The sequence below is a fragment of the Streptomyces sp. NPDC015032 genome (assembly GCF_043080425.1).
In the GTDB taxonomy this organism is placed as follows: domain Bacteria; phylum Actinomycetota; class Actinomycetes; order Streptomycetales; family Streptomycetaceae; genus Streptomyces.
In genome coordinates, this window is record NZ_JBIBVN010000018.1 from 73,886 (window position 1) to 97,366 (window position 23,481).

Sequence of the window (23,481 nt, forward strand, 5' to 3'; positions counted from 1 at the left end):
CCCTCGTTCCCGCACTCGTTGCCGACCGCGGGGTTCAGCAGGCCGGCGGCGTCGACGGTGTTGCCGCACACATTGACCGGAACATCCACGGGAACCTCGACGAGGTTTCCGGACAGGACACCGGGCGAATTGGTCGCGGCGCCCTCGGCGCCCGCCCCCTGGCTGCTGCTGCTGCCGCCGTTGCTGCCGCCGCCCTTGTTCCCGCACTTGTTGCCGGCCGCGGGGTTCAGCAGGCCGATCGCATTGACCGTGTTGCCGCACACGTTGACGGGAACGTGCACCGGCACCTGGACGGCATTGCCCGAGCCGACGCCCGGCGAACCGGCGGCGGTGCCCTCGGCGGAGGCGTCCGCGAACGCGTACCCGCCGGAGGCGGTCAGGATGCCTGACGCCGCCGCCATCACCAGCACGCTCTTACTCAAGGCTTTTCGCATTGATTGCTCTTTCCTAGGACACGTCGCGCGAGCGCGGGGCTCGCGGTTCATTCATCAGGCGGTGCGGCTCGGGCCGGGGACGAAGCCCTTGAAACCTTCACCCGTGATCCGGCATGTGGTGGTCGCGGCGGAGCCGAGGAACCGCTTCGGGGCGTTCTTCATATGGAGGGATACACCTTCTGCCGGGCACAAGTCCAAGCCACACGCTTGGTGATACTCATAACGAGGAGAATTTGTCGAGGAAACTCGTACTCGGTGGAAATTTCGTGACCACTCGAACGGATTACATGTACGGGTCTGATTAGCCGTCATCCGGCGGCCTCGGAAGGTCAACCGGACGAGGGAGAAAGGTGATTGCCACCTCAACGGACAGTCGGGGTGGGTAAACGCTTCTGCAGCACCTCTGACGCCCTTTCGTACTGTTGTCCGTGAACTCTCGGCGTTCGGGTGAATGGAAGGAACCAAATGCCTGGTCACGAGTTGTGCAGGAGGCTCCGGTACGGGGCATCCGGTACGAGAAGGGTTAATCGTGATCAAGAAGGTTCTGGCTACGGGCGTCGTAGCCGCCTCCATCCTCGGTCTGGGCGCGACGCAGGCCATGGCGATCGGCGACGACGGCGGCACGACCTCGGTCAACGGCAACGGAGCCTCGCAGTCCTTCGGTAACTCCGAGACCCGTGGTGACGACAGCCCGCAGTTCGGCCTTGTTCGGGGCAGCCTGAACAAGCCCTGCATCGGCCTGCCGGCCAAGGCCAACGCCGGCTCGATCCTCGGCGCCGTTCCGGTCTCGGTGCAGGACGTCAACGTGCTGTCCTCGCCGCAGGACCAGCAGTGCGCCGAGAACTCCACCCAGGCCAAGGGTGACGAGCCGCTGTCGCACATCCTGAGCGGCATCCCGGTGCTCTCCGGCAACGGTGCCGGCAACAGCTGATCCAGCCGCAGTGACAGGCCCGGGCCGTCGGCGTTCCTCCTCCGTGCGGTCCGGGCCGGGCCTTGGCCCTCCGGGAAACGGCACATCGGATGCTCCGATGAACCCGCACAAGACGGCGGGCGCTCAAAATTGCGTCATTCGGGCGATTTTTCGAGAAGTTTCCGCCTGAAGGGTTTCGCCTGCGGTCTTAAATCGTTACGAATTACACCGTCGGAGTTACGAGTGATCAGGACCGCGCTCGTGCGGCACGAAAGACGTGGCCGCTCCGGACTCCGTCAATGAAAGGGAAGAACGTGAAGTACACCAAGGTTGCCGCCATCGCCGCCGGAACCCTTATGGCGATGGGTGCCGCCGCGCCCGCCTTCGCCGACTCCGGCGCCGAGGGCTTCGCTGCCGGCTCCCCGGGAATCGGGTCCGGCAACTTCATCCAGGCCCCGATCCACATGCCGGTCGCCGCCTGTGGCAACACCGTCAGCGCGATCGGCGCGATCAACCCGACCTTCGGCAACACCTGCTTCAACGTCTGAGCTCTGGTCGGCCCGGCCGAACACTCATGACGGGATGGCCCCGGAACGCATTTGATGCGATCCGGGGCCATCCCCTCTTCTCCGGTATTCGGTCGAGTGGCGCCGAGAAAATGCGGCCCCGTCCAGTTGCCCGGGTGCAACCGGGTCGTTACCCAGGATGAAAGCGGCAGAGGTCACAGCTAAAGAAGGCTGGTGCGGCGCGGGTACGCGGCCGAAACGGATGCCGCTGCAGAAGGGAACCCGAAAGTGAAGTACGCGAAGACCGCTGCGTTCGTTGCCGGTTCCGTGGCTGCTCTGGGAACGGCTGCTCCTGCCTTCGCCGTTACCACCGCCACGGCCCCCAACTTCAGTCTCAACGGCGGCGTCAACCAGGTGGTGGAGAGCGCACCGCAGGCTGTCGACCCGATCGTCGGCACGGCCGACGGAGCCGCCGATTCGGTGCAGAAGAACGGCACCGTCACCAAGCTGGCCGACCAGGCCATGGGTGCGGCCACGGGCGCGGCCCCGCTGATGGGCGGCCTGCCGCTCGGCGGCTGATCCTCACCTCACGGCGATTCCTCGTTCATTGGTTTTGCCGCGCCTCGTTCCGGTGTTCTGCATACGTCGAACAAATGGACCGCAGAAAAATCGTTCGAGTGACTCGGCACAACCATCGCTGTCGCCGTGAGTTGATCAGTGCGCTCCGGACAGGCGAGCAACAGAATCCTCAGAAGGGCTATTCAATGATCAAGAAGATTATGGCCTCGGCAGCAGTCGCTGCCTCGATCGTCGGTGTCTCCGCCGCGATCGCCCCCCAGGCCATGGCCATCGGCAACGACGGTGGCACGACGTCGGTCAACGGCAACGACGCCGTCCAGTCGTACGGCAACTCGGCCACCCACGGCGACTGGAGCCCGCAGTTCGCGCTCATCCAGGGCTCGCTCAACAAGCCCTGCATCGCTCTGCCTGCCAAGGCCAACGTCGGTTCGGTCCTCGGCGTCGTTCCGGTCTCGGTGCAGGACGTCAACGTGCTGTCCTCGCCGCAGAACCAGCAGTGCACGGAGAACTCCACTCAGGCAAAGGGTGATGAGGCTCTGTCGCACATCTTGAGCGGCATCCCGATCCTGTCCGGCAACGGCGCCGGAAACAACTAGGACTGCAAGGCTCCGGTCGCGCGTAGTTGAGCCTTCGGCCTCGTCGAGGGCATCCCGTGCGGCTTCGAGCACGCCTGCCCGCAGTATGTGAAACACCGTGGGGCCGACGCATCCACGTGGCAGCCGTTTCTCGGCGGCCCGGATGCGCCGGCCCCACGTCGTGTGCCCGGAGCTCCGTCGACCGCTCGAACGGGCGGGCGGACTGGGCCGGTTGCCGTAGTGGCAGCGAGCGTCACCCGCCGCACCGGGTAGGGGCCAATCATGGACCAGTACGACAGCCAACACCCCTGCGGTCGGCAGCGCCACGCACAGGACGTCACACCCATCTACGACCGGCTGCTCGCCGAATGGCGGGCGGCCCGCGGCGGACCGGAGCCGGTACCGCCCGCGCAGACCGACAGGCCCTGTGCGGGAAGTCGTGTTCCCGCCGCCCGTACGTCCGACGAAGCCTTCGACGGGTGACAGGAGAGCGTCGAACTTACGCCAAATCGAACTCATTTGAGTGGCAGTGCAGAACCGACGCTTCCGTAGCGGGTTGATCAGTACGTTCCACAACGGGACGCTCCGAAAGGTGAAGCGTGATGAAGAAGATGATGGCCGGCGCAGCGGTGGCCGTGTCCCTGGTCGGCCTGTCCGCCGCCATGGCCCCCTCGGCCATGGCGATCGGCAACGACGAGGGCACCACGTCGGTCAACGGCAACGGCACCGTGGACTCGTTCGGCAACAGTGTGACCCGGGGCGACGACAGCCCGCAGGTCGAACTCGTCCAGGGCACGCTGAACAGGGCGTGCGTCGGTCTGCCGCTCGAGGCCAACGCAGGTTCGCTCGCCGGCCTGCTCGTTCCGGTCCCGGTCCAGGACATCAATGTCCTGCACTCGCCGCAGAACCAGCAGTGCGCCGACAACTCCACCCAGGCCAAGGGCGACGAGGCGCTGTCGCACCTCGTGAACGACATCCCGGTGCTCTCGGGCAACGGAGTCGGCAACAACTGACGCCCATTCGAATGCGGGCGATCGCGGGGCGGAACCCCCGTGATCGCCCGCATTCCGGTGCGCTGTCGGCGCCCAGGGCGCCACACATGGTGATGCCCACCGTTCCACGGGGGGACGGTGGGCATCCGGCGTACCGGGGCGGCTCAGCCCAGGCTGCGTACCGGAAGGACGCAGTGCGCGGAGGACATGATGACCTCCGGGTCGGCGGCGAACGACCGCAGCAGCTCCTCGCTGACCGGCCGGCCCGGCGTGCCCTCGGGCCAGGGACGGGTGGCGAGCATCGTGTGCACCTCGCCGCGCTGCTCGGCAGCGGCCAGCCACTCGCGGGGCGCGGGGTACTGCGCTGTGAAATGAGGCAGCGTCAGTACGGCCTGACCGGCCTGGACGAGCAACTTCACCGGGAGGCCCGGGTTCTCGGCGGCGTACACGGGACCGCTGCCGGCCGACAGCCCGCTGCGGTCCAGAGCCGCACGCATCGCGGCCTCACCGGCGGCCGGGCCGTCCGTCCCGTCACCGAGCGAGTAGACGAGGAGGAAGGCGACATCGGGGCCGCCGTCGGGATGTTCGCCGCTCCAACCGATCACTGTGATCGTGCCCAACTGGGCCCGTGTGAACGTGCTGGTGGCGGTCCGGGGTGAGGTCATGCTCGGCACCATAACGGCCTGGAACCGGACGTTGTGCATGAGTATCACCTGATCGAGGGAGATTTGCGGAGATCTCCGATGAATGCGGTCGAGGTGCTCGCCCGAAACCGGGGCAGCCGGACACGTGGAATAAATAAGTTGACGCCACCTGGCAGCCGCGGGCTATCGTGTGCAGCGTTCCGGACGGCGAAGAAGAACCGCCGGTGTCGGCCCCGTGCTTGAACCAGGAGGTGAGGACATTGATGACTGTCGCTGCGGTGGGCGTTGCCCACAACCAGAAGAGCATCGTCCCCACCCCCGTGGTCGCCGGCTGACCTCTCCTCAACTCTCCGCGCTGCTAAGCGCGTTGCCGGGGCCACCCTTTGAAGGGTTTCCCTTGTCTTTCTCGTCCTCTCCGTCTTTCTCCTCTTCTCTTCAGGGCTCCACCGCGTCGCACCCGCTGTCCCCGTACGGCTGGGACGACGACTGGGCCGCCGAGTTCTCACCGTACGCCGAGCAGGGTCTGCTGCCCGGACGCGTGGTGCGGGTGGACCGCGGCCAGTGCGATGTCGTCACCCCGTGCGGCACGCTCAGGGCCGACACCGCCTTCGTCGTCCCGCGCGATCCGATGCGGATCGTCTGCACGGGCGACTGGGTCGCCGTCGACCCCGACGGGGATCCGCAGTTCGTACGGACGCTGCTGCCGCGGCGCACGGCCTTTGTCCGCTCGACGTCGTCGCAGCGCTCCGAAGGGCAGGTGCTCGCGACCAACATCGACCACATCGCCATCTGTGTCTCGCTCGCCGTGGAGCTCGACCTGGGGCGGGTGGAGCGTTTCCTCGCGCTCGCCATGTCCAGCTCCAGCGGCGACGCGCTGCTGCGCGACGGGGCAGCCGCCGCCGATGGTGCCGCCCAGCCGATCGTGGTGCTGACCAAGGCCGATCTGGTGCCGGACACCGCCACTCTGTCCTACCTCGCCCAGGACATCGAGGCCATCGCGCCGGGTGTGCAGGTACTGCCCGTCAGCTCCGCCACGGGGGAGGGCCTCGATGTGTTCGCCGCCATCGTCTCGGGCGGTACGAGTGTGCTGCTCGGGGCGTCCGGCGCGGGCAAGTCGACCCTTGCCAACACCCTGCTCGGCCGCGACGTGATGGAGGTGCAGGCCGCTCGTGACGTCGACGGCAAGGGCCGGCACACCACTACGACCCGCAATCTCCTGGTGCTGCCCTCCGGGGGCGTACTGATCGACACCCCCGGACTGCGAGGGGTCGGCCTCTGGGACGCGGAGGCCGGCGTCGGCCAGGTCTTCTCCGAGATCGAGGAACTGGCCGAGCGGTGCCGGTTCCATGACTGCGCCCACCGGTCCGAGCCGGGCTGTGCGGTCCTCGCCGCGGTCGAGGACGGTTCGCTGCCCGAGCGGCGTCTCGACAGCTTCCGCAAGCTGCTCCGCGAGAACCAGCGCATCGTCGCCAAGACCGATGCCCGGGTGCGGTCCGAAATGCTGCGCGAATGGAAGCGCAAGGGGGCCGAGGGCCGGGCGGCCATGGACGCGAAGCGGGGCCGGGTGCGGTAGCCGCAGCCGCTGGTAGCCGGTCGACCGGTTTGACGTCCGAAAACCGCGAGTGCGGTACCGGGAGGTGCCGCACACTGGACGGTGTGATGGACGAACAGACCAGGTACGAGGCGGTGAGCAGTCGCGACGCCCGGTTCGACGGGGAGTTCTTCTTCGCCGTCGAAACGACCGGCATCTACTGTCGGCCGAGCTGCCCCGCCGTCACCCCCAAGCGGAAGAACGTGCGCTTCTTCCCGACCGCGGCGGCAGCCCAGGGCAACGGCTTCCGGGCATGTCGGCGCTGCCGCCCGGACGCTGTGCCCGGCTCGGCCGACTGGAACGTACGGGCCGACGTCGTCGGCCGTGCCATGCGGATGATCGGTGACGGCGTGGTCGACCGGGAGGGCGTGCCCGGCCTCGCCGGCCGGCTGGGCTACAGCTCACGCCAGGTCCAGCGGCAGCTCAACGCGGAGCTGGGCGCCGGGCCCGTCGCGCTCGCCCGCGCCCGGCGGGCCCATACCGCGCGCGTGCTGCTCCAGACGACCGCGCTCCCGGTGACCGAGATCGCCTTCGCGTCCGGCTTCGCCAGTGTGCGCCAGTTCAACGACACGATCCGGCAGATCTACGCCCGTACGCCCAGCGCTCTGCGGGCCGAGGCCGGGACGGGGCTGGGGGCGGCGGTAGGGGAGGCGCGCACCTCCGGGGTCCCGCTGCGGCTCGCCCACCGCGGGCCGTACGCGGCCAGGGAGACCTTCGATCTCCTGGCCGGCGAGGCGGTCGCCCGGATCGAGGAGGTCGTCGGCGAGCCCGGTGGCCGCACGTACCGGCGCACCCTGCGGCTGCCGTACGGCACGGGCATCGTGGCCGTCGACGAGCGGTCCGCCGGGTCCTGGCTGGACGCCCGGATCCACCTCACCGATCTGCGGGATCTGACGACGGCTGTGCAGCGGCTGCGGCGTCTGTTCGACCTGGACGCCGATCCGTACGCCGTCGACGAGCGGCTCGGCGCCGATCCGCGCCTGGCGCCGGGCGTAGCCGCCCGCCCCGGGCTGCGTTCGCCGGGTGCCGCGGACCCGGAGGAGTTCGCCGTACGGACGCTGGTGGGCAGGGCCGGGGCCGAGCGGCTCGTCGAGACGTACGGGAAGGTTCTCGACGTGCCCTGCGGCGGGCTCACGCACGTGTTCCCCGAGCCGGGGGTGCTGGTTGGTGCGGTGGACGACCCGGCGCTGCGGGCGCTGGCGGCCGCCCTCGCCGACGGGAACGTACGGCTCGACGCCGGGGCCGACCGCGATGAGGCCGAGCACGGACTGCTGCGGCTGCCGGGGATCGGCCCGGCAGCGGCGGCGCTCATCCGGATGCGGGCGCTCGGCGACCCCGATGTGGATCCGGAGGGGCGGCCCGGGGCGGACCGGTGGCGGCCCTGGCGTTCGTACGCCGTACGCCACCTGAACCTCTAGGACGGCGGCCATCCTGCTGATCAGGAGATGCGTGGTCAGCCCCAGATCGCCGCGCCCAGCCAGGCCCCCGTCACCAGCAGACATGCGAAGAGCTCGACGAGTACCGAGTAGCCGGTCGCCCGCATCACCGAGCGGACCGATGCCCAGCCCGCCCCGCGGCTGCCGAGGCGCAGCCGCTCCGCCCCGTAGATCGCACCCACGTATCCGGCGATCCCGCCCACCACCGGCACGACGAAGAAGCCCACGATCCCGCCGACCCCGCCGAGCACCAGCGTCTTGCGCGGGGCCCCCGATTCCTGGGGGCGGCGCCGCGGCAGCAGCGGTTTCAGCGCCTGGTTCAGCAGCAGAAGCGCGGTGGCCCCGATGAGTACGCCCCAGGCAGCCGGAGTCACGTCGGTCAGCGCCCACCACAGCACGGCGGCCCAGACGATCGCCTGCCCCGGAACGCCCGGCACCAGCACGCCGACCAGGCCGAGGAGCATGACCAGACCGACGGCGACGAGTTGCCACACACCCATCTGACCAGCCTGCCGGAGTCCGGCCGGTCCCGCCCGCCAGCGCGGCGCCGGGCAGCGGGCGCCGACGCAGCTCGGCGCCGTGATCGCACGGCCGGAACACCGTGCCGGGGTACCCGACGGACCTCGCACGGCTCGGCATGGTCCGGGACGACCGGTCCCGTTGAGGTCCGTGCCGAGCTCGGGGCGTCCGGGCCCGCTCAGCTCGGTGCCGTCTGGGACACCCAGCCCCGCTCAGCTCGGTGCCGTCCGGGACACCCAGCCCCGCTCGTACGCGTGCCAGCCCAGTTGCAGCCGGGTCGACACCCCGGTCAGTTCCATCAGGCCCTTCACCCGTCGCTGCACGGTCCGCAGCCCCAGCTCCAGTTGCTTCGCCACACTCGCATCCGTCAGCCCGGCCAGCAGCAGGGACAGGATCTCCAAGTCCGTCGGATCGGGCCCGGTGGGCTCCTCCTCCAGCCGGCCGCTCTCGCCGAGCCTGAGCGGCATCGCGTCGCGCCACACCGCCTCGAAGAGGCCCATCAGCGACTCCAGCAGCCCTGAGGCGTGAACCACCAGGGCTGCGGGCTCGGCACCTCGTCCGGTCAGCGGCACCATGGCCAGGGCGCCGTCGGCGACGACCAGCTTCGTGGGCACCCGGTCGACGACCCGGCACTGCTCGTCGCGGCTCAGCGCGGCCGACAGCTCAAGAATTCCGGACGGCAGCGAGAGCACCTCGCGCTCGACCACCACCCGGAACGACACCCCGCGCGTGGCGGCCTGCTCCTCGGACTCGTTCTCCATTCCGCTCACCGCGATCGGATTCCCGGTGACCAGGGCGCACACCTCGCTCGCCGCCCCCAACTGCAACTGATGGAAGCGGTGCGCCACCGCACTCGCGCCCGTCACCACCTCGACCAGATCGTGCACGGCCGGCTCGGCGGCCTCCGCCCGGTACTCCTCGGCGAGCAACGCCGCCGCCAGCTCCGCTTGTTCCAGCTCATGGCGCTGCTGGGTCAGCAGCGCACCCAGTGCCACCCCGGGCGGCGCCGCGACCCAACGGTCCGTGCGGGACGACGACTGTGCGGCCAGTCCGTGCTGTTCCAGCCGGCGCAACGCGCGCTCCGTGTCGGACTCGGGAAGTGCCAGCCGGTGCGCGAGATCGGAGACCTCCGCGGCTCCCACCGCCACGAGCGCGCGGTAGGCCGACTCCTGCATCTCATCGAGACCTATGGCTCCCAACATCCCCGGACCCCTCCCGGATGCACTGATTCCGAATGATGCCGCTGTCTTCGGGCGCCCGGTCGTGGCGGAAAGCGGCCACGGCGCAAACCCGCCGTGTACATCATCCCTTTATTGCCCGTCGCTCTGCCAATGTGGCGCCACCGCAGTACCGACAACCTCCGGAATGCAGCGGTTTATTAAAATATGTTCCGGTTTTACTTGGGGAGAGTGATGCGTCCGATATCGCGTACGGCGCTGGGAGCGGCCACCGCCGCTGTTCTGGCCGTCACCGCGATCGCACCGTCCGCGGCAGCGCCGCAGGACGACACGACCGCGAAGAGACCACTCACCGGAAGCGCGACCGCCGGCGCCAAGGCAGGCAAGACGGTCACCGTCACCCTGGTCACCGGCGACAAGGTACGGGTGAGCACGGACAGTTCGGGGGCCGCGTCGGTCACCGCACTGCCGCGCGAGGACGGAACCGTGCCGCTCGTGCAGACCAGGCAGTCCGGCAAGGACCTCTACGTCTACCCCGACACCGACACCGCCACCGACGCGCTGGCCGCCGGCACGGTCGACGAGGAACTCTTCAATGTCACCGGACTCGTCCGCCAGGGCTACGACGACGCGAGCACCAAGTCGCTGCCGCTGATCGCCGTCTACGGCAAGGACGTGGCCCGCTCAGCGCCCGCCACCCCGCGCGGCGCCGAGCGCGGACTCGTACTCGACACCATCGACGGCGTCGCGCTCAAGGCGGACAAGGGGAAGGCCGCCGACTTCTGGTCGGACGTCACCAACACCCGTTCCCGCTCGGCCTCCGGACTGAAGAAGCTCTGGCTCGACCGCAAGGTCCAGGCCACCCTCGACCGGTCCACCGAGCAGATCGGCGCCGACCTCGCCTGGGCCGCCGGATACGACGGCAAGGGCACCAAGGTCGCCGTTCTCGACACCGGTGTCGACGCCGAACACCCCGACCTCAAGGGCCGGATAGCCGCCTCGGAGAACTTCACCGACTCCGACACCACCGACGACCGGCAGGGCCACGGCACCCACACCATCTCCACCGTGGGCGGCTCCGGCGCGGCCGGCGACGGCAAGAAGAAGGGCGTCGCGCCCGGCGCCGACCTGCTGGCGGGGAAGGTCCTCAACGACAGCGGCTTCGGTGCCGAGTCCTGGATCATCGCCGGTATGCAGTGGGCCGTCGACCAGAAGGCCGATGTCGTCTCGATGAGCCTCGGCAGCCCCACGCCGACCGACTGCACCGACCCGATGAGCGTCGCCGCCGAGGAACTCGCCCAGAACAAGAACACGTTGTTCGTGATCGCGGCCGGAAACTCGGGCCCGGCCCTGAACACCGTCTCCTCGCCGGGCTGCGCGCCCGGCGTGCTGACCGTCGGAGCCGTCGACCGCGACGACACCACGGCCTCCTTCTCCAGCCGCGGACCCGCGATCGTCTCGCACACCCTGAAGCCCGAGATCTCCGCCCCGGGCGTCAACATCTCGGCCGCCGCGGCCGGTGGCCGCGGTGCGTACGCGTACCGGACGATGTCCGGCACGTCGATGGCCACCCCGCATGTCGCGGGCGCCGCAGCCGTCGTGAAACAGCGTCACCCGGACTGGACCGCCCAGCAGGTCAAGGCGGTCCTCGTGTCGTCCGCGAAGAGCGACATCCCCGGTGACGTACGCGAAACCGGCGGCGGCCGCCTCGATGTGAAGGCCGCCATCGACACCACCGTCGTCGGCGCCCCCGCCGTCCAGGCAGGCACCTTCAACTGGCCGCAGGACAAGGCCGACCGCACCACGGTGGACGTCCCGTACACCAACTCCGGTTCCAAGCCGGTGAAGCTGTCCCTGAAGGTCCAGGGCGTCACCGGCAACGACGGTTCGGACGTCCGCTCCGCGGTCGCGAAGCTCGACGCGAGCACCGTCACCGTTCCTGCCGGAGCCACCGTCACGGTCCCGTTGAGGATCGACCCGACCGCGAACCTGAAGGCCGCCCAGTACGGCGACGTCACCGGACGCGTACTGGCCGGCGGACCCGGCGGCGTGAAGGTCTCCACGCCGTTCTCGATGTACGTCGGGCCGGAGACCGTCACCCTGCGCGTCAAGCTCGTCGACCGCGCCGGCAGGCCCGCCGCGGGCTCCTCCTCGCTGGACGTCATCGGCACCGACACCGCGAGCGGTGAGCGGCGCTTCAACGAGGGCGCCACCGACCAGGTGTACCAGGTGCGCCCCGGTGCGTACTTCGTCTCCAGCTTCATCACCTCGCCGGACCCGAAGGACGCCACCGGCAGGAAGGTCGACTCCGTCGGCTACCTCGCCAGGCCGCAGCTGAACGTCACCAACGACACCACCCTGGTACTGGATGCCCGCAAGGCCCACCGGGTGCAGGTGAAGACGGAGGACCGGGCGTCCGAGAACCGCTCCACGACATTGTCCTTCGGGCGCAGCTGGGACAGCGTCTGGCTGCATTCGGGCTCCATCACCGGCACCGGTGCCGTCAAGAACTACCTGGCCGACGTGGAGGGCACGGCGCGTGACGGCGCCTTCGAGTTCGCCAGCTTCTGGCGCGCGTACGCCCCGCAGATCGAGAAGCTCTCGGTCGTCGGCGGCGCCGACCTGCACCCCAGAGTGGCCGGCACCGGATCCGTCAACCTCGACGGCACGGGCACGGCCGCGCTCGTGGACGCCGGCTCCGGCACTCCGGACGAGCTGAAGGCCGCCGGTGTCCAGGGCAAGATCGCCCTGGTCGCGGTGGACGACGGCGGTTCCCTGACGGCCCAGGCACGCAACGCCAAGGCCGCGGGCGCGAAGGCGGTCATCGGCCATCGTCCGTCCGCCGGCCCGTGGCAGCCGTCCGTCGGCTACGGCTCGGTGCCGTTGCCCGTGCTCGGCATCGAGTCGGACGAGGCCGACGCTCTGAAGGCCGCCCTGGCCGACGGCCCGGTGCAGCTGCGCTGGAAGGCCACCGCCGCCAGCCCGTTCGTCTACAACCTCGCCTTCCCCGAGACCGGCCCGGTCACCTCGGACCGCACCTACAAGGTCCGCGACGCCAAGCTCGGCAAGGTCACCGCCAACTACGAGGCGATGGGCGTCGCGGCCGACTACGTCGACTCGATGATCACCAACCGTCCGTACGGCGGGGTCTTCTCCGGCTCCTTCGACACCGTCGCCGTCCCCGGCAAGCGCACCGAGTACTACTCGGCGGGCGACACCGGCTGGGAGCGCTACCTCTCCTCCAGCTTGCCCTGGGGCGAGTACATGGTCGACCAGCCCCGTACGTACGAGGCGGGCTCGAAGCGCACGGAGAACTGGTACCGGGGCATCCTGGGCCCGGCCGCCCCGCGTGACGCCGCGGGCAAGGTCCTGCTCGCCGGTGAGCGGCAGGACAACCTGATCGGCGTCGCCCCCGGCTTCTGGAGCGACACCGAGCACACCGGTCTCCAGGGCTCCTTCGGAGACGTGGGCAACATGCGGCTGACCAGCGGCGGCCAGGTGCTGGGGGAGACCGGCTGGCCGTCCGGGGTGTTCACCGTCCCGGCCGAGGACGCCGCGTACGAACTCACCATGACCACTGCCAAGTTCGGCCAGCCCGCCGCGGTATGGAAGCGGTCCACCCAGACCGAGACCACCTGGAAGTTCCGCTCCGAGCGGGACGAGAACGTGTACTCCCAGGGGATCCCGCTGCTCTTCCCCGGCTACGACCTGGAGACCGACGGGCTCAAGACCCTTCCGGCGAAGGACGGTCAGACGATCGGCCTGAGCGTCTCCGGTCACGCCGGCTACACGCCGGGCAAGCTGACCGCCGCGAAGGTCTCGTACTCGTACGACGGCGGTGAGACCTGGACCCGGGCCACCATCGCACAGCAGGGCGGCCACTGGACCGAGACCGTGAACCACGCGGGCGCGGCCGGCAAGCCGGTCACCCTGAAGACCGAACTGACGGACGCCAACGGCAACTCCGTCGTCCAGACCGTGAACGACGCGTACGCCGTGCGCTGATCACGTCCTGACCGGTCCGCCGGGCGTCCTTCCCGTGGGGGGGTGGGGACGCCCGGCGGATCCTTTTCGCGGTAGCGGTATCCGGATGACCCGTTTTCCGGATGACCCGTTTTCGTACGGCCCGAGCGGTCGACAATAAGGGCATGAGTCAGCAGGGGGAGAGGGCCGCCGCCCACGAGGACGACTGGTGGCGCAGGCTGTACGACGAGACCGCCAGGGACACCGGGGCGACCAACGCGGCCGACAGCCTCGACGACCGCTTCGACTCGGCGTCGGACGCGGTGAGTCCGGGCGGGCGCGGGGGGAGCGGCCGGGCGGGGGAGGGGGCTGGGGAAGGGGAGGGGGCTGGGGAATCGGCCGCGGTTCCGTCTCCGGGTTCATGCCCGGTTCCGTCTCCGGTTCTGCCTCCGGAATCATGCCCGGTTCCGTCTCCGGTTCTGCCTCCGGAACCATCCCCGGTTCCGTCTCCGGTTCCGCCTCCGGTCGCATCTCCGGATTCGTCTCCGCCCGCGGTGCCTCAGCCGCTGCGGGAGCGTGCCCCGTGGGAGCCGCCCGCTGCGGGCGCACATGCCCCGGGGGCGGCCCCGGCCGGACCGCCGCAGCCGCGCTCCTTCGCCGCACCGCCGATACCGGCCGACCCCCCGGCCGCCCCTGACCTGCCGTCGGCACCGGATCAGCCGTCCCTGCCGCCGCAGCCGCCCGTCGCCTTCGGAGTGTCCGGGCCGGTGCCGTCCCTGCCCCGGCGGCCAGTGACCGGGACTACCGGCGCCCCGCAAGCGCCCGTCGCCGAGGATGCCGCAGCAGCACCCGGGCCGGAGCCCGCATCCGTCCCTGCCCGGCGCCCCGCGATCGGCCACGTGGGTGACCGGCCACCCACCTACGACGCGGAGCCCACCGAACTGCCCGCCACCGTCCCCCAGGAGATCGACGGTCTCGTCGCCGACACCGTGCTCGACGGCGCCCGGTACGGCACGTACACCCTGCGCGCCGTCTCCGTGCGCGGGGACTCCGCGCGGTTCCGGGGCGAGCCCCGCCGAGATGCGCTGCTCACCGTACGGTTCGGCACCGACAGGAGCGCGCTCGTCCTGGTCGCCGTCGCCACCGGGGCCCGCGCCACGGAGCGGGCGCATCTGGCGGCGGCCGACGCCTGCCGCTGGATCGGCGCTGCCGTGGGCCGCAGCCATGTCAGGCTCTCCGAGGACATAAGGGCCGGCCGTCGCGGCGACCTCAAGTCCGGCCTGCACCGCCTCACCGGCCGCGGCTACGGCAAGCTGCGTGCCCGCGCCGCCGAGCTGGGTCTCGAACCTGAGCAGTACACGGCGGGACTGCGCTGCCTCCTGCTGCCCGCGGATCCCGACTGCCGTACCAGGATCTTCTTCGGCGTCGGTGCCGGAGGACTCTTCCGGCTGCGCGACGGCGCCTGGCAGGACCTCGACCCAGGGGTTCCGGAAGCCGGTGACGTCCATGCCGACGGGGCAGCCGTGGTCGGATTCGGGGCGCAGTCGCAGTCGCCGTCCCCGTCTCCGTCCCTGTCGCCGCCTCCGTCCTCGTCGTCGTCCGGCGCGGGTCCGTCGGGCCCGCCCGCCCCGCCGGCTCAGTCGTTCCGGTTCCGGGCCTCGGTGGCCCGACCGGGGGACACGCTACTGCTGTGCAGTACCGGGCTCGCCGACCCGCTGCGCGGCGAGCCCGCCCTGGCCCGGGAGCTCGCCGAACGCTGGACACCCGACCGGCCGCCCGGACTCGCGGCCTTCCTCGCGGACTCCCAGCTCAGGGTGAAGGGGTACTCCGACGACCGTACGAGTGCCGCTGTCTGGGAGGCGTAACCGCGCGCGGCATGGGTTGATGGATGCGGAGTCCGGAGGCCGAAGCGCGGAAAGGGTACGCATCCATGGCGAAGCAGAACGTGTCGGAGCAGTTTGTCGACATCCTCGTCCGGGCGGGGGTCAAGCGTATGTACGGGGTCGTCGGCGACAGCCTCAACCCCGTCGTCGACGCCATCCGCCGAAATTCGGGCATCGACTGGATCCAGGTCAGGCATGAGGAGACCGCCGCGTTCGCCGCCGGAGCCGAGGCCCAGATCAGCGGGTCCCTTGCGGCCTGCGCCGGATCCTGCGGGCCCGGCAATCTGCACCTCATCAACGGTCTCTACGACGCCCATCGCTCCATGGCACCCGTTCTCGCCCTCGCTTCGCACATCCCGTCGAGCGAGATCGGCCTCGGTTACTTCCAGGAGACCCACCCGGAGCTGCTCTTCCAGGAGTGCAGCCACTACAACGAGATGATCTCCAACCCGCAGCAGATGCCGCGGCTGCTCCAGACGGCCATTCAGCACGCGATCGGCCGAGGCGGGGTCAGCGTCGTCTCGATGCCGGGTGACATCGCCTCGCAGCCCGCTCCGGAGAGGTCGATCGAGCACGCCCTGGTCACCTCGCGGCCGACGGTACGGCCCGGTGACGAGGAGATCGAGAAGCTCTGCCGGATGGTCGACGAGGCGAAACGTGTGACATTGTTCTGCGGCAGCGGCACGGCCGGTGCCCACGCCGAGGTGATGGAGTTCGCCGAGCGGGTGAAGTCCCCGGTCGGGCACGCGCTGCGCGGCAAGGAGTGGATCCAGTACGACAACCCGTACGACGTCGGCATGAGCGGACTGCTCGGCTACGGCGCCGCCTACGAGGCGACCAATGAGTGCGATCTCCTCATCCTGCTCGGCACCGACTTCCCGTACAACGCCTTCCTCCCCGACGACGTCAAGATCGTCCAGGTCGATGTGCGGCCCGAGCACCTCGGTCGCCGCTCCAAGCTGGATCTCGCAATCTGGGGCGACGTCCGCGAGACGCTGCGCTGTCTGACGCCGCGGGTGAAGCCCAAGGACGACCGCAAGTTCCTCGACCGGATGCTGAAGAAGCACGCCGACGCGCTGGAGGGCGTGGTCAAGGCGTACACCCGCAAGGTCGAGAAGCACATCCCGATCCATCCCGAGTACGTCGCCTCGGTGCTGGACGAACTCGCCGACGACGACGCCGTGTTCACCGTCGACACCGGCATGTGCAATGTCTGGGCGGCCCGCTACCTCTCACCCAACGGAAAGCGCCGCGTCATCGGTTCGTTCAGCCACGGCTCGATGGCGAACGCATTGCCACAGGCCATCGGCGCCCAGTTCATCGACCGGAACCGGCAGGTGGTGTCGATGTCCGGCGACGGCGGATTCACCATGCTGATGGGCGACTTCCTCACGCTGGTGCAGTACGAACTGCCGGTGAAGGTCGTGGTGTTCAACAACTCCTCGCTCAGCATGGTGGAGTTGGAGATGCTGGTGGCCGGCCTGCCGTCGTTCGGTACGACCAACAAGAACCCGGACTTCGCGGCGATCGCCCGGGCCGCCGGCGCGTACGGCGTCCGGGTCGAGAAGCCCAAGCAGCTCGAAGGCGCCCTCAAGGACGCCTTCAAGCACAAGGGCCCGGCGCTCGTCGATGTCGTCACCGACCCCAACGCGCTCTCCATCCCGCCGAAGATCAGCGCGGAGATGGTGACCGGCTTCGCCCTCTCCGCCAGCAAGATCGTGCTGGACGGGGGAGTCGGCCGGATGGTCCAGATGGCCCGCTCCAACCTGCGGAACGTGCCCCGCCCCTGAACGGAACGCGATGCTGTTGGTCAATTGGCAACAGCATCGAGCAGAACCCGGGGGCGGGGCCGGGCCGGGCCTCATGCCGGGGTCAGCCGCACCGTCATGATCTGGAAGGGCCGCAGCGACAGTACAAGACCGTGCTCATCGGCGTCCGCCTCATGCAACGGCCGTTCCAGGAGGTCGGTGATCCGGGCCCGTACGACGGGGAATCCGACACGCAGCGTCGTGTCGGCCCGCCCGCCCGCGGACTCGTACAGCCGCACGATCACATCACCGCCGCGGTCCTCGGCGAGCTTCACCGACTCCACCGTGACCGCCGGATGCCCGGTGCTGACCAGTGACGGCAGGGCCGGGGCCACGGCCGCCCGCAGCGGCAGATTGAGCGCCAGTCCTTCCCGTACCGCGTCCGTGATCTCGCCGCCCGGCGCCAGCGCGTACGTGAACCGGTGCGTACCGAGGTCGGTCTCCGGGTCCGGACTGTGCGGGGCGCGCAGCAGAGTCAGCCGTACGGTCGTGCCGAGGCCGGCATCGTGCGGGGTACGGGTCACCTCGTGCCCGTACGTCGAGTCGTTGAGCAGGGCGACGCCGTACCCCGGTTCGGCGACCCGCAGCCAGCGGTGGGCGCAGATCTCGAAACGGGCTGCGTCCCAGCCGGTGTTTTCGTGCGTGGGGCGATGGATGTGCCCGAACTGGATCTCGGATGTGGACCGTTCGGCGTGCACATCGAGCGGGAACGACGCCTTGAGGACCTTCTCCGACTCCTGCCAGTCCACCTCCGTCTCGATGTCGATCCGTCGGCTGTCCGCGGCCAGCCGGATCTCCTGCACGGCGCGCGACGCCCCGAACGACCGCGTGACACGGACGGCGGCCCGCAACGGCCCCTCCTCGACCAGTTCGACGGATTCGGCGTCGGTGAGATCGGTGCGGGTGCGGCGGTAGTGCCGGTCGATGTCCCAGGCGTCCCAGCGATTGGGGTGATCCGGGTGCAGCTGGAGGAGGTTGGCCCGGTGACCGGGGGCGAGGACGTCCCGCCCGGCGTCGAGATCACGGACCGCGGTGATCAGTCCGTCGCTGTCGATGACGACCCGCAGCAGCCCGTTGTCGAGCACGAAGCCTTCGCGCGCCGAGCCGGCGGCCGGACCGCCCGCCGGTTCCCCCGACGATTCACCCGAAGACGCACTCGTCGCTGCACTCGCGGACCCAACCGGCGGCTCACCCGAGTACCCGGACGCCGTGACCGTGTGCCCCGGAACCGCCGAGCCGTCCAGCCGGCCCGCACCCAGCCCGGGCGCCTCGGCCAGCACCGCCGTACGACCGCCGCCCAGCGACTGCACCCGGGCGCCGGACGGCAGGACCGTACTCGCCTCCGCGTCCAGCTCGATGACCTGACTGCGTGGGTAGGGGGAGGAGTTGAGTGCCACGAGACCCTCCTGGCGGCCCAGTGCGGACACCGAGTCCGCGACCACGTCGGCCAGCTCCTCCCGTACCCGGTCGTAGGTCTCGCGCGCCTCCCGGTGCACCCAGGCGATCGACGAGCCCGGCAGGATGTCATGGAACTGATGCAGCAGCACCGTCTTCCACAGCCGCTCCAGCCGCTCGTACGGGTAGCGGTGACCGGAGCTTCGCAGCGTCGCAGCGGTCGCCCACAACTCTGCCTCGCGGAGCAGGTGTTCGCTGCGCCGGTTCCCCTGCTTGGTCTTGGCCTGGGTGGTGTACGTGGCCCGGTGCAGCTCCAGGTAGAGCTCGCCGGACCAGACCGGCGCCGACGCACCGTACTCCTCCTCGGCCGCCGCGAAGAAGGCCGACGGGCTCTCGATCCCGACGCGTGGTGACCCCTCCAGATCCCGGAGCCTGCGCGCCTTCTCCATCATCTCGCGGGTCGGGCCACCCCCGCCGTCACCCCAGCCGAACGGGACGAGGGAGCGCGTCGCCACCCCCTTCTCGGCGAAATTCCTCTCCGCGTGGGCGAGTTCGAGGCCGTGGAACTGGGCGTTGTAGGTGTCCACGGGCGGGAAGTGGGTGAAGACCCTGGTCCCGTCGATGCCCTCCCACCAGAAGGTGTGATGTGGCATTTTATTGCTCTGGTTCCAGGACAGCTTCTGGGTCAGGAACCACTTCACCCCCGCCAGCCGCGCCAGCTGAGGGAAGGCGGCGGTGTAGCCGAAGGAGTCGGGCAGCCAGATCTCCTCGGTCTCCACCCCCAGCTCCCGCTCGAAGAACCGCTTGCCGTGCACGAGCTGCCGGGCCAGCGCCTCGCCGCCCGGCATGTTGGCATCGGACTCCACCCACATCGACCCCACGGGCACCCACTGCCCGTCCGCCACGGCCTGCTTGATCCGCTCCCAGACGTGCGGCTGATGCTCCTGCACCCAGGCGTACTGCTGCGCCTGCGACGCGGCGAACACCAGTTCTGGATAGTCCCGGGCCAGCGCGGTGACATTGGCGAAGGTGCGTGACGCCTTGCGGACCGCCTCGCGCAGCGGCCACAGCCAGGCCGAGTCGATGTGCGCGTGGCCGGTGGCCGAGATCCGGTGCGCGCTCGCCGAGGCCGGACGGGACAGCGTCTCGGCCAGCTCGTCCCGGCCGGCCCGGGCCGTACCCGCCACATCGTGCAGGTCCAGCGCGTCGAGCATGCGCTCGAGCGCCCGCAGGATCTCGTGCCGCCGCGAACGGTCGACCGGCAGCTCCCGCATCAGTTCGCTGAGCACCTCGATGTCCAGGACGAGGTGCCAGACCTCCTCGTCCAGCACAGCGAGGTCGGCGGAGGCGAACCGGTAGAGGGGGCGGTCGCCGGCCGTCAGTACGTCCCCGAGCGGTGTCGGCGCGAAGCCGTGCTCCAGCACCGCCGGATTGGCCGCCGCCTCCAGCAGCAGCGAGACCGGTTCGCCGCCCGTCGCCGGGGACGCGACCGTCAGATGCCGATTACGCGGATGGATGCCCTTCAGCGGGACGCCCGCCGCGTCGTACAGCATGCCCTCGGCCTGGAAACCGGGCCCCTGACCGGAGAATCCGAGGTCGACGACCACCTCGACCCGTCGCCCCGCCCATTCCTCCGGCACGGTCCCCTTCAGCCGGAACCAGCTGGTGGACCACGGCCTTCCCCACTCCGTACCCGCGCTGAACGGTTCGTACGTTCCCTCCAGTGCCCGATCCACCGGCACGGGTTCGCCGGGGAGGTGCCGGACCGAGAGAGCGAGCGGGGACCGGGCCGGGTACTGGGCCGGGCGGATGAACTGGTGAAGAGCCCGTTCGAGGCGGTCCTCCACCAGGGTGCGGTCGTCGTGCATCACGGCTCCTCGGAGTCGGCGCCTGGGCGGTGTCCATGGCTCCACTTCCCCCGCGGCGCCACCCGCACCCCTGCGAGCGGTGCGGCGGGGTGACGGCTGATCAACTGATCCTGCACGCACCCTTGGCGCCTCGTAAGCAATGTGACATATTACTGACGTGTTCACGAGACAGCCCCTGGATGTCGTCATCGTCGGGGCCGGAGTGGTCGGTGCCGCCTGCGCCTACTACGCCTCCCGGTCCGGACTGTCCGTAGCCGTCGTCGACCGCGGGCCGGTCGCCGGAGGCACCACCGGAGCCGGGGAGGGCAACCTCCTGGTCTCCGACAAACTGCCGGGACCGGAACTGGAACTGGCCCTGCACTCCGCCGACTTGTGGCGCCGACTGTCGGAAGAACTGCCCGCTGACATCGAGTACGAGCTCAAGGGCGGCCTGGTCGTGGCGGCGTCCGAGGAGTCCTTGGCCGCTCTGTCCGCGACGGCCGCCGGCCAGCGGGAAGCCGGAGTCGAGGCGTACCACGTCACATCCGACCGGCTCCGCGACGTCGAGCCCCACGTGGCGCCGCACCTGGCCGGAGGCTGTCACTACCCGCAGGATGCCCAGGTCCAACCGGCCCTGGCCGCAGCCGGGTTGTTGCAGGCGGCCGGGTACGCGGGAGCGGTCCTGTACTCCGGCGAGGAGGTCGTCGCGATACTCAGGGATCCGAAGGGTGCGGTACGCGGGGTGCGCACCGCACGGGGCGAACTGCGCGCCCCTGTGGTCGTCAACGCGGCCGGCACCTGGGGCGGCGAGGTGGCCGCGCTGGCCGGGGTGGACCTGCCGGTCCTGCCGCGCAGGGGCTTCGTACTGGTCACCGAGCCGTTGCCGCGCCTGATCCGGCACAAGGTCTATGCGGCGGAGTATGTGGCCGATGTGTCCAGCGGATCCGCGGCGTTGCAGACCTCGCCCGTGGTGGAGGGAACCCCCGCGGGGCCGGTGCTGATCGGGGCCAGCCGCGAACGGGTCGGTTACGACCGGACGTTGTCCGTACCGGTGATCGCCCGGCTGGCCGCCCGGGCCGCCGCACTGTTCCCCGTACTGGCGGATGTGCGGGTGCTGCGCGCCTACCACGGGTTCCGCCCCTATCTGCCCGATCATCTGCCTGCGATCGGCCCGGACCCCCGGGTACCGGGCCTCTTCCATGCCTGCGGCCATGAAGGAGCCGGGGTCGGGCTTGCCCCCGCGACCGGTCGGTTGATCGCCGACGCGATCAGCGGCCGGCAGCCGGTACTCGATCTCGGCCCCTTCGCACCCGACCGGTTCGACGCGGCCCCCGTGCCCCAGGAGAGGAACCTGTGAGACGCACCCGTGCACGTACCCCTGCCGAACTCGTCGGGGCCCGGCCCGAACCGGAATTCCGGCTCACCTTCGACGGGCGCCCGATCCGCGGACTGCCGGGCCAGACCATCGCCGCCGCACTCTGGTCGGCGGGCATACTGACCTGGCGCACCACGCGGGTCCACGGCCGGCCCCGGGGAGCTTTTTGCGGCATCGGCGCGTGCTACGACTGCCTGGCCACCGTCAACGGACGCCCCAACCAGCGCGCCTGCCTGCTCCCCGCGCGTCCCGGCGACGCCATCACCACGCAGGAGGGCGACGGGCATGCCCCACTCGACGGCTGAACGCCGGACACCGGACCCGGACCGCGCTGAACTCGCCGTGGTGGGCGCCGGCCCCGCCGGTCTGGCCGCGGCCGTGACAGCGGCCGACCACGGGCTCGATGTGGTCCTGCTGGACGCGGCCGTCGCTCCCGGCGGTCAGTACTACCGCAGCCCGGCCGACGGGCTCGGAGCCACCCGGCCCGCCGCGCTCCACCACCGCTGGCCCGCCTTCGCCGAACTCTCCTCCCGGCTGGCGGCGCACCGTGGTTCCGGTGCGATCCGTCATCTCCCCGGCCACGACGTGTGGACGGTCGAACGAACCGTCGGCGGCGACTGGACCCTGCACGCCGTAACCGGAGCCGAAGGGGAACGCCGCTCCGCTGTCCGGGCAAGCCGACTGCTGCTGGCGGCAGGTGCTCACGAACGCCAACTGCCCTTCCCCGGATGGACACTTCCGGGTGTGGTGAGCGCCGCCGGAGCCCAGGCGATGCTCAAGTCCGGCCTGGTGCTGCCCGGCCGCCGGATCGTGGTGGCGGGGAGCGGTCCGCTCCTGCAGGCCGTCGCACTGTCGCTGACGCGCGCCGGTGCGAGCGTTCCGGCACTGATCGAAGCGTCCGGATACGAGGGCTACGCACGCGCCCCCCGGGTGCTGGCCACCAACCCCGGCAAGGTGGCGGAAGGGCTCCGGTACGCGGCGGCGCTGACCCGCTCCGGAATCCGCGTGCTGACTCACCGGGCGGTCACCGACGTGCACGGCGACAACCGGGTGGAAGGAGTGACCGTCAGCCGGCTGGACCGCCGGTGGCGTCCCGTGCCGGGCTCCGACCGCGAGATCGCCTGCGACGCGCTCGCCGTGGGGCACGGGCTCGTTCCGCAGCTGGAACTCGCCGTGGCCGCGGGCTGCGGTACGCGCGTGTCCGCCGATGGTACGCACGCGGTTGTCCTGGACGAGCAGCTGAGGACCACCACGCGGGGTGTCTGGGCGGCGGGCGAGACCGGGGGCGTCGGAGGCGTTGAACTCGCCCTCTGCGAGGGCGAGCTGGCCGCGCTGTCGGTCATTCGGGAACTGCGGGGCGGGATGCGGAGGGGAGAGGCGCGCCGAGCGGTCGCCCTGCTTCGGTCCCGGCGACGCATGCGGGCCTTCGCCGCGTTGATGGCTGCCGTGCACCGGCCGGGGGAGGGGTGGAACGCCTGGCTGACCGGTGACACGGAGGTCTGCCGTTGCGAAGAGGTCACTGCGGGCCGGATCCGCACCGCGTGCGAGGAGTTCGGTGCTGCCGACACCAGATCCGTCAAACTTCTCACCCGGGCCGGAATGGGGTGGTGCCAGGGCCGGACGTGCGGATTCGCCGTCCGTGAACTGGCCGGCGCGCACAGCACCGGACACGGCACCGGTGACACGCCGGACGGCCCCGACCGGCGCCCACTGGCCTGCCCCGTGAAGTTGTCCACCCTCGCCGACCTGTCCGACCCCGGGTAGACCATCCGGACAGAATCACCCGGATCGAACCAGCCGGACACCATCGGCCGGGTAGAACCATCCGGACCGAACCGGCCGGACA

At 70.3% G+C, this 23,481-nt stretch carries 19 protein-coding genes; 14 read left to right on the forward strand and 5 right to left on the reverse strand.

The genetic code is table 11. From position 1 onward, the window contains the following. Nucleotides 1–434 (reverse strand): chaplin (locus ACF08M_RS24155; protein ID WP_392187350.1); only part of this gene is annotated, 434 nt, incomplete at its 3' end. A 529-nt stretch (nt 435–963) separates the two neighbouring features. On the opposite strand from ACF08M_RS24155, the gene ACF08M_RS24160 reads away from it, so the two are divergent. The 6 genes from ACF08M_RS24160 to ACF08M_RS24185 all read left to right on the forward strand — a co-directional run bounded on the left by ACF08M_RS24160 (nt 964) and on the right by ACF08M_RS24185 (nt 4,017). Further along, a complete protein-coding gene (locus tag ACF08M_RS24160) occupies nt 964–1,365 on the forward strand; it encodes a rodlin (protein WP_392187351.1) in 402 nt (133 codons plus the stop codon). Between the two features lie 293 nt (nt 1,366–1,658). Then, nucleotides 1,659–1,892: a chaplin gene (locus ACF08M_RS24165; RefSeq protein WP_392187352.1), complete on the forward strand. Its 234-nt coding sequence runs from the start codon at nt 1,659–1,661 to the stop codon at nt 1,890–1,892. 246 nt (nt 1,893–2,138) lie between these two features. After that, the gene (locus ACF08M_RS24170; protein WP_392187353.1) at nt 2,139–2,429 is read left to right on the forward strand and encodes a hypothetical protein; all 291 of its coding nucleotides are present in this window, start codon (nt 2,139–2,141) and stop codon (nt 2,427–2,429) included. Between the two features lie 185 nt (nt 2,430–2,614). Further along, a complete protein-coding gene (locus ACF08M_RS24175) occupies nt 2,615–3,025 on the forward strand; it encodes a rodlin (RefSeq protein WP_392187354.1) in 411 nt (136 codons plus the stop codon). Between the two features lie 261 nt (nt 3,026–3,286). Further along, complete coding sequence (locus ACF08M_RS24180) at nt 3,287–3,487, forward strand: hypothetical protein (protein ID WP_392187355.1); 201 nt, start codon at nt 3,287–3,289, stop codon at nt 3,485–3,487. A 119-nt stretch (nt 3,488–3,606) separates the two neighbouring features. Further along, entirely contained in the window at nt 3,607–4,017 is a 411-nt protein-coding gene (locus ACF08M_RS24185) for a rodlin (protein WP_392187356.1), read from the forward strand. A 143-nt stretch (nt 4,018–4,160) separates the two neighbouring features. On the opposite strand, the gene ACF08M_RS24190 is transcribed toward ACF08M_RS24185, so the two are convergent. Beyond that, entirely contained in the window at nt 4,161–4,661 is a 501-nt protein-coding gene (locus ACF08M_RS24190; protein ID WP_392187357.1) for a DUF5949 family protein, read from the reverse strand. A gap of 376 nt (nt 4,662–5,037) precedes the next feature. Between ACF08M_RS24190 and rsgA the strand changes: the two genes are divergently transcribed. Continuing rightward, the gene (rsgA, locus tag ACF08M_RS24195; RefSeq protein WP_392187358.1) at nt 5,038–6,213 is read left to right on the forward strand and encodes a ribosome small subunit-dependent GTPase A; all 1,176 of its coding nucleotides are present in this window, start codon (nt 5,038–5,040) and stop codon (nt 6,211–6,213) included. Nucleotides 6,214–6,299: 86 nt separating this feature from the next. After that, nucleotides 6,300–7,649: a DNA-3-methyladenine glycosylase 2 family protein gene (locus tag ACF08M_RS24200; protein ID WP_392187418.1), complete on the forward strand. Its 1,350-nt coding sequence runs from the start codon at nt 6,300–6,302 to the stop codon at nt 7,647–7,649. Nucleotides 7,650–7,684: 35 nt separating this feature from the next. On the opposite strand, the gene ACF08M_RS24205 is transcribed toward ACF08M_RS24200, so the two are convergent. Then, nucleotides 7,685–8,167: a DUF456 domain-containing protein gene (locus ACF08M_RS24205; RefSeq protein ID WP_392187359.1), complete on the reverse strand. Its 483-nt coding sequence runs from the start codon at nt 8,165–8,167 to the stop codon at nt 7,685–7,687. A gap of 231 nt (nt 8,168–8,398) precedes the next feature. Then, the gene (locus tag ACF08M_RS24210) at nt 8,399–9,388 is read right to left on the reverse strand and encodes a helix-turn-helix domain-containing protein (RefSeq protein ID WP_392187360.1); all 990 of its coding nucleotides are present in this window, start codon (nt 9,386–9,388) and stop codon (nt 8,399–8,401) included. Nucleotides 9,389–9,598: 210 nt separating this feature from the next. On the opposite strand from ACF08M_RS24210, the gene ACF08M_RS24215 reads away from it, so the two are divergent. The 3 genes from ACF08M_RS24215 (at nt 9,599) to ACF08M_RS24225 (ending at nt 17,000) form a co-directional block, all read left to right on the forward strand. Next, nucleotides 9,599–13,369 carry a S8 family serine peptidase gene (locus ACF08M_RS24215; protein WP_392187361.1) on the forward strand — a complete coding sequence of 1,257 codons (3,771 nt, stop codon included), beginning with the start codon at nt 9,599–9,601 and terminating at the stop codon, nt 13,367–13,369. A 143-nt stretch (nt 13,370–13,512) separates the two neighbouring features. After that, nucleotides 13,513–15,192 carry a protein phosphatase 2C domain-containing protein gene (locus tag ACF08M_RS24220; protein WP_392187362.1) on the forward strand — a complete coding sequence of 560 codons (1,680 nt, stop codon included), beginning with the start codon at nt 13,513–13,515 and terminating at the stop codon, nt 15,190–15,192. Between the two features lie 65 nt (nt 15,193–15,257). Beyond that, entirely contained in the window at nt 15,258–17,000 is a 1,743-nt protein-coding gene (locus ACF08M_RS24225; protein ID WP_392187363.1) for a pyruvate dehydrogenase, read from the forward strand. A gap of 71 nt (nt 17,001–17,071) precedes the next feature. On the opposite strand, the gene ACF08M_RS24230 is transcribed toward ACF08M_RS24225, so the two are convergent. Continuing rightward, nucleotides 17,072–20,281: an alpha-mannosidase gene (locus ACF08M_RS24230; protein WP_392187364.1), complete on the reverse strand. Its 3,210-nt coding sequence runs from the start codon at nt 20,279–20,281 to the stop codon at nt 17,072–17,074. A gap of 157 nt (nt 20,282–20,438) precedes the next feature. Between ACF08M_RS24230 and ACF08M_RS24235 the strand changes: the two genes are divergently transcribed. The 3 genes from ACF08M_RS24235 to ACF08M_RS24245 are packed head-to-tail and all read left to right on the forward strand — an operon-like array spanning nt 20,439 to nt 23,399. Then, entirely contained in the window at nt 20,439–21,617 is a 1,179-nt protein-coding gene (locus ACF08M_RS24235) for an NAD(P)/FAD-dependent oxidoreductase (protein ID WP_392187365.1), read from the forward strand. Then, nucleotides 21,614–21,940: a (2Fe-2S)-binding protein gene (locus ACF08M_RS24240; protein WP_392187366.1), complete on the forward strand. Its 327-nt coding sequence runs from the start codon at nt 21,614–21,616 to the stop codon at nt 21,938–21,940. The genes ACF08M_RS24235 and ACF08M_RS24240 overlap by 4 nt, the downstream gene beginning before the upstream one ends. Next, the gene (locus tag ACF08M_RS24245; protein ID WP_392187367.1) at nt 21,921–23,399 is read left to right on the forward strand and encodes an NAD(P)/FAD-dependent oxidoreductase; all 1,479 of its coding nucleotides are present in this window, start codon (nt 21,921–21,923) and stop codon (nt 23,397–23,399) included. Before ACF08M_RS24240 ends, ACF08M_RS24245 begins: the two co-directional genes overlap by 20 nt. Nucleotides 23,400–23,481 lie beyond the last annotated feature (82 nt).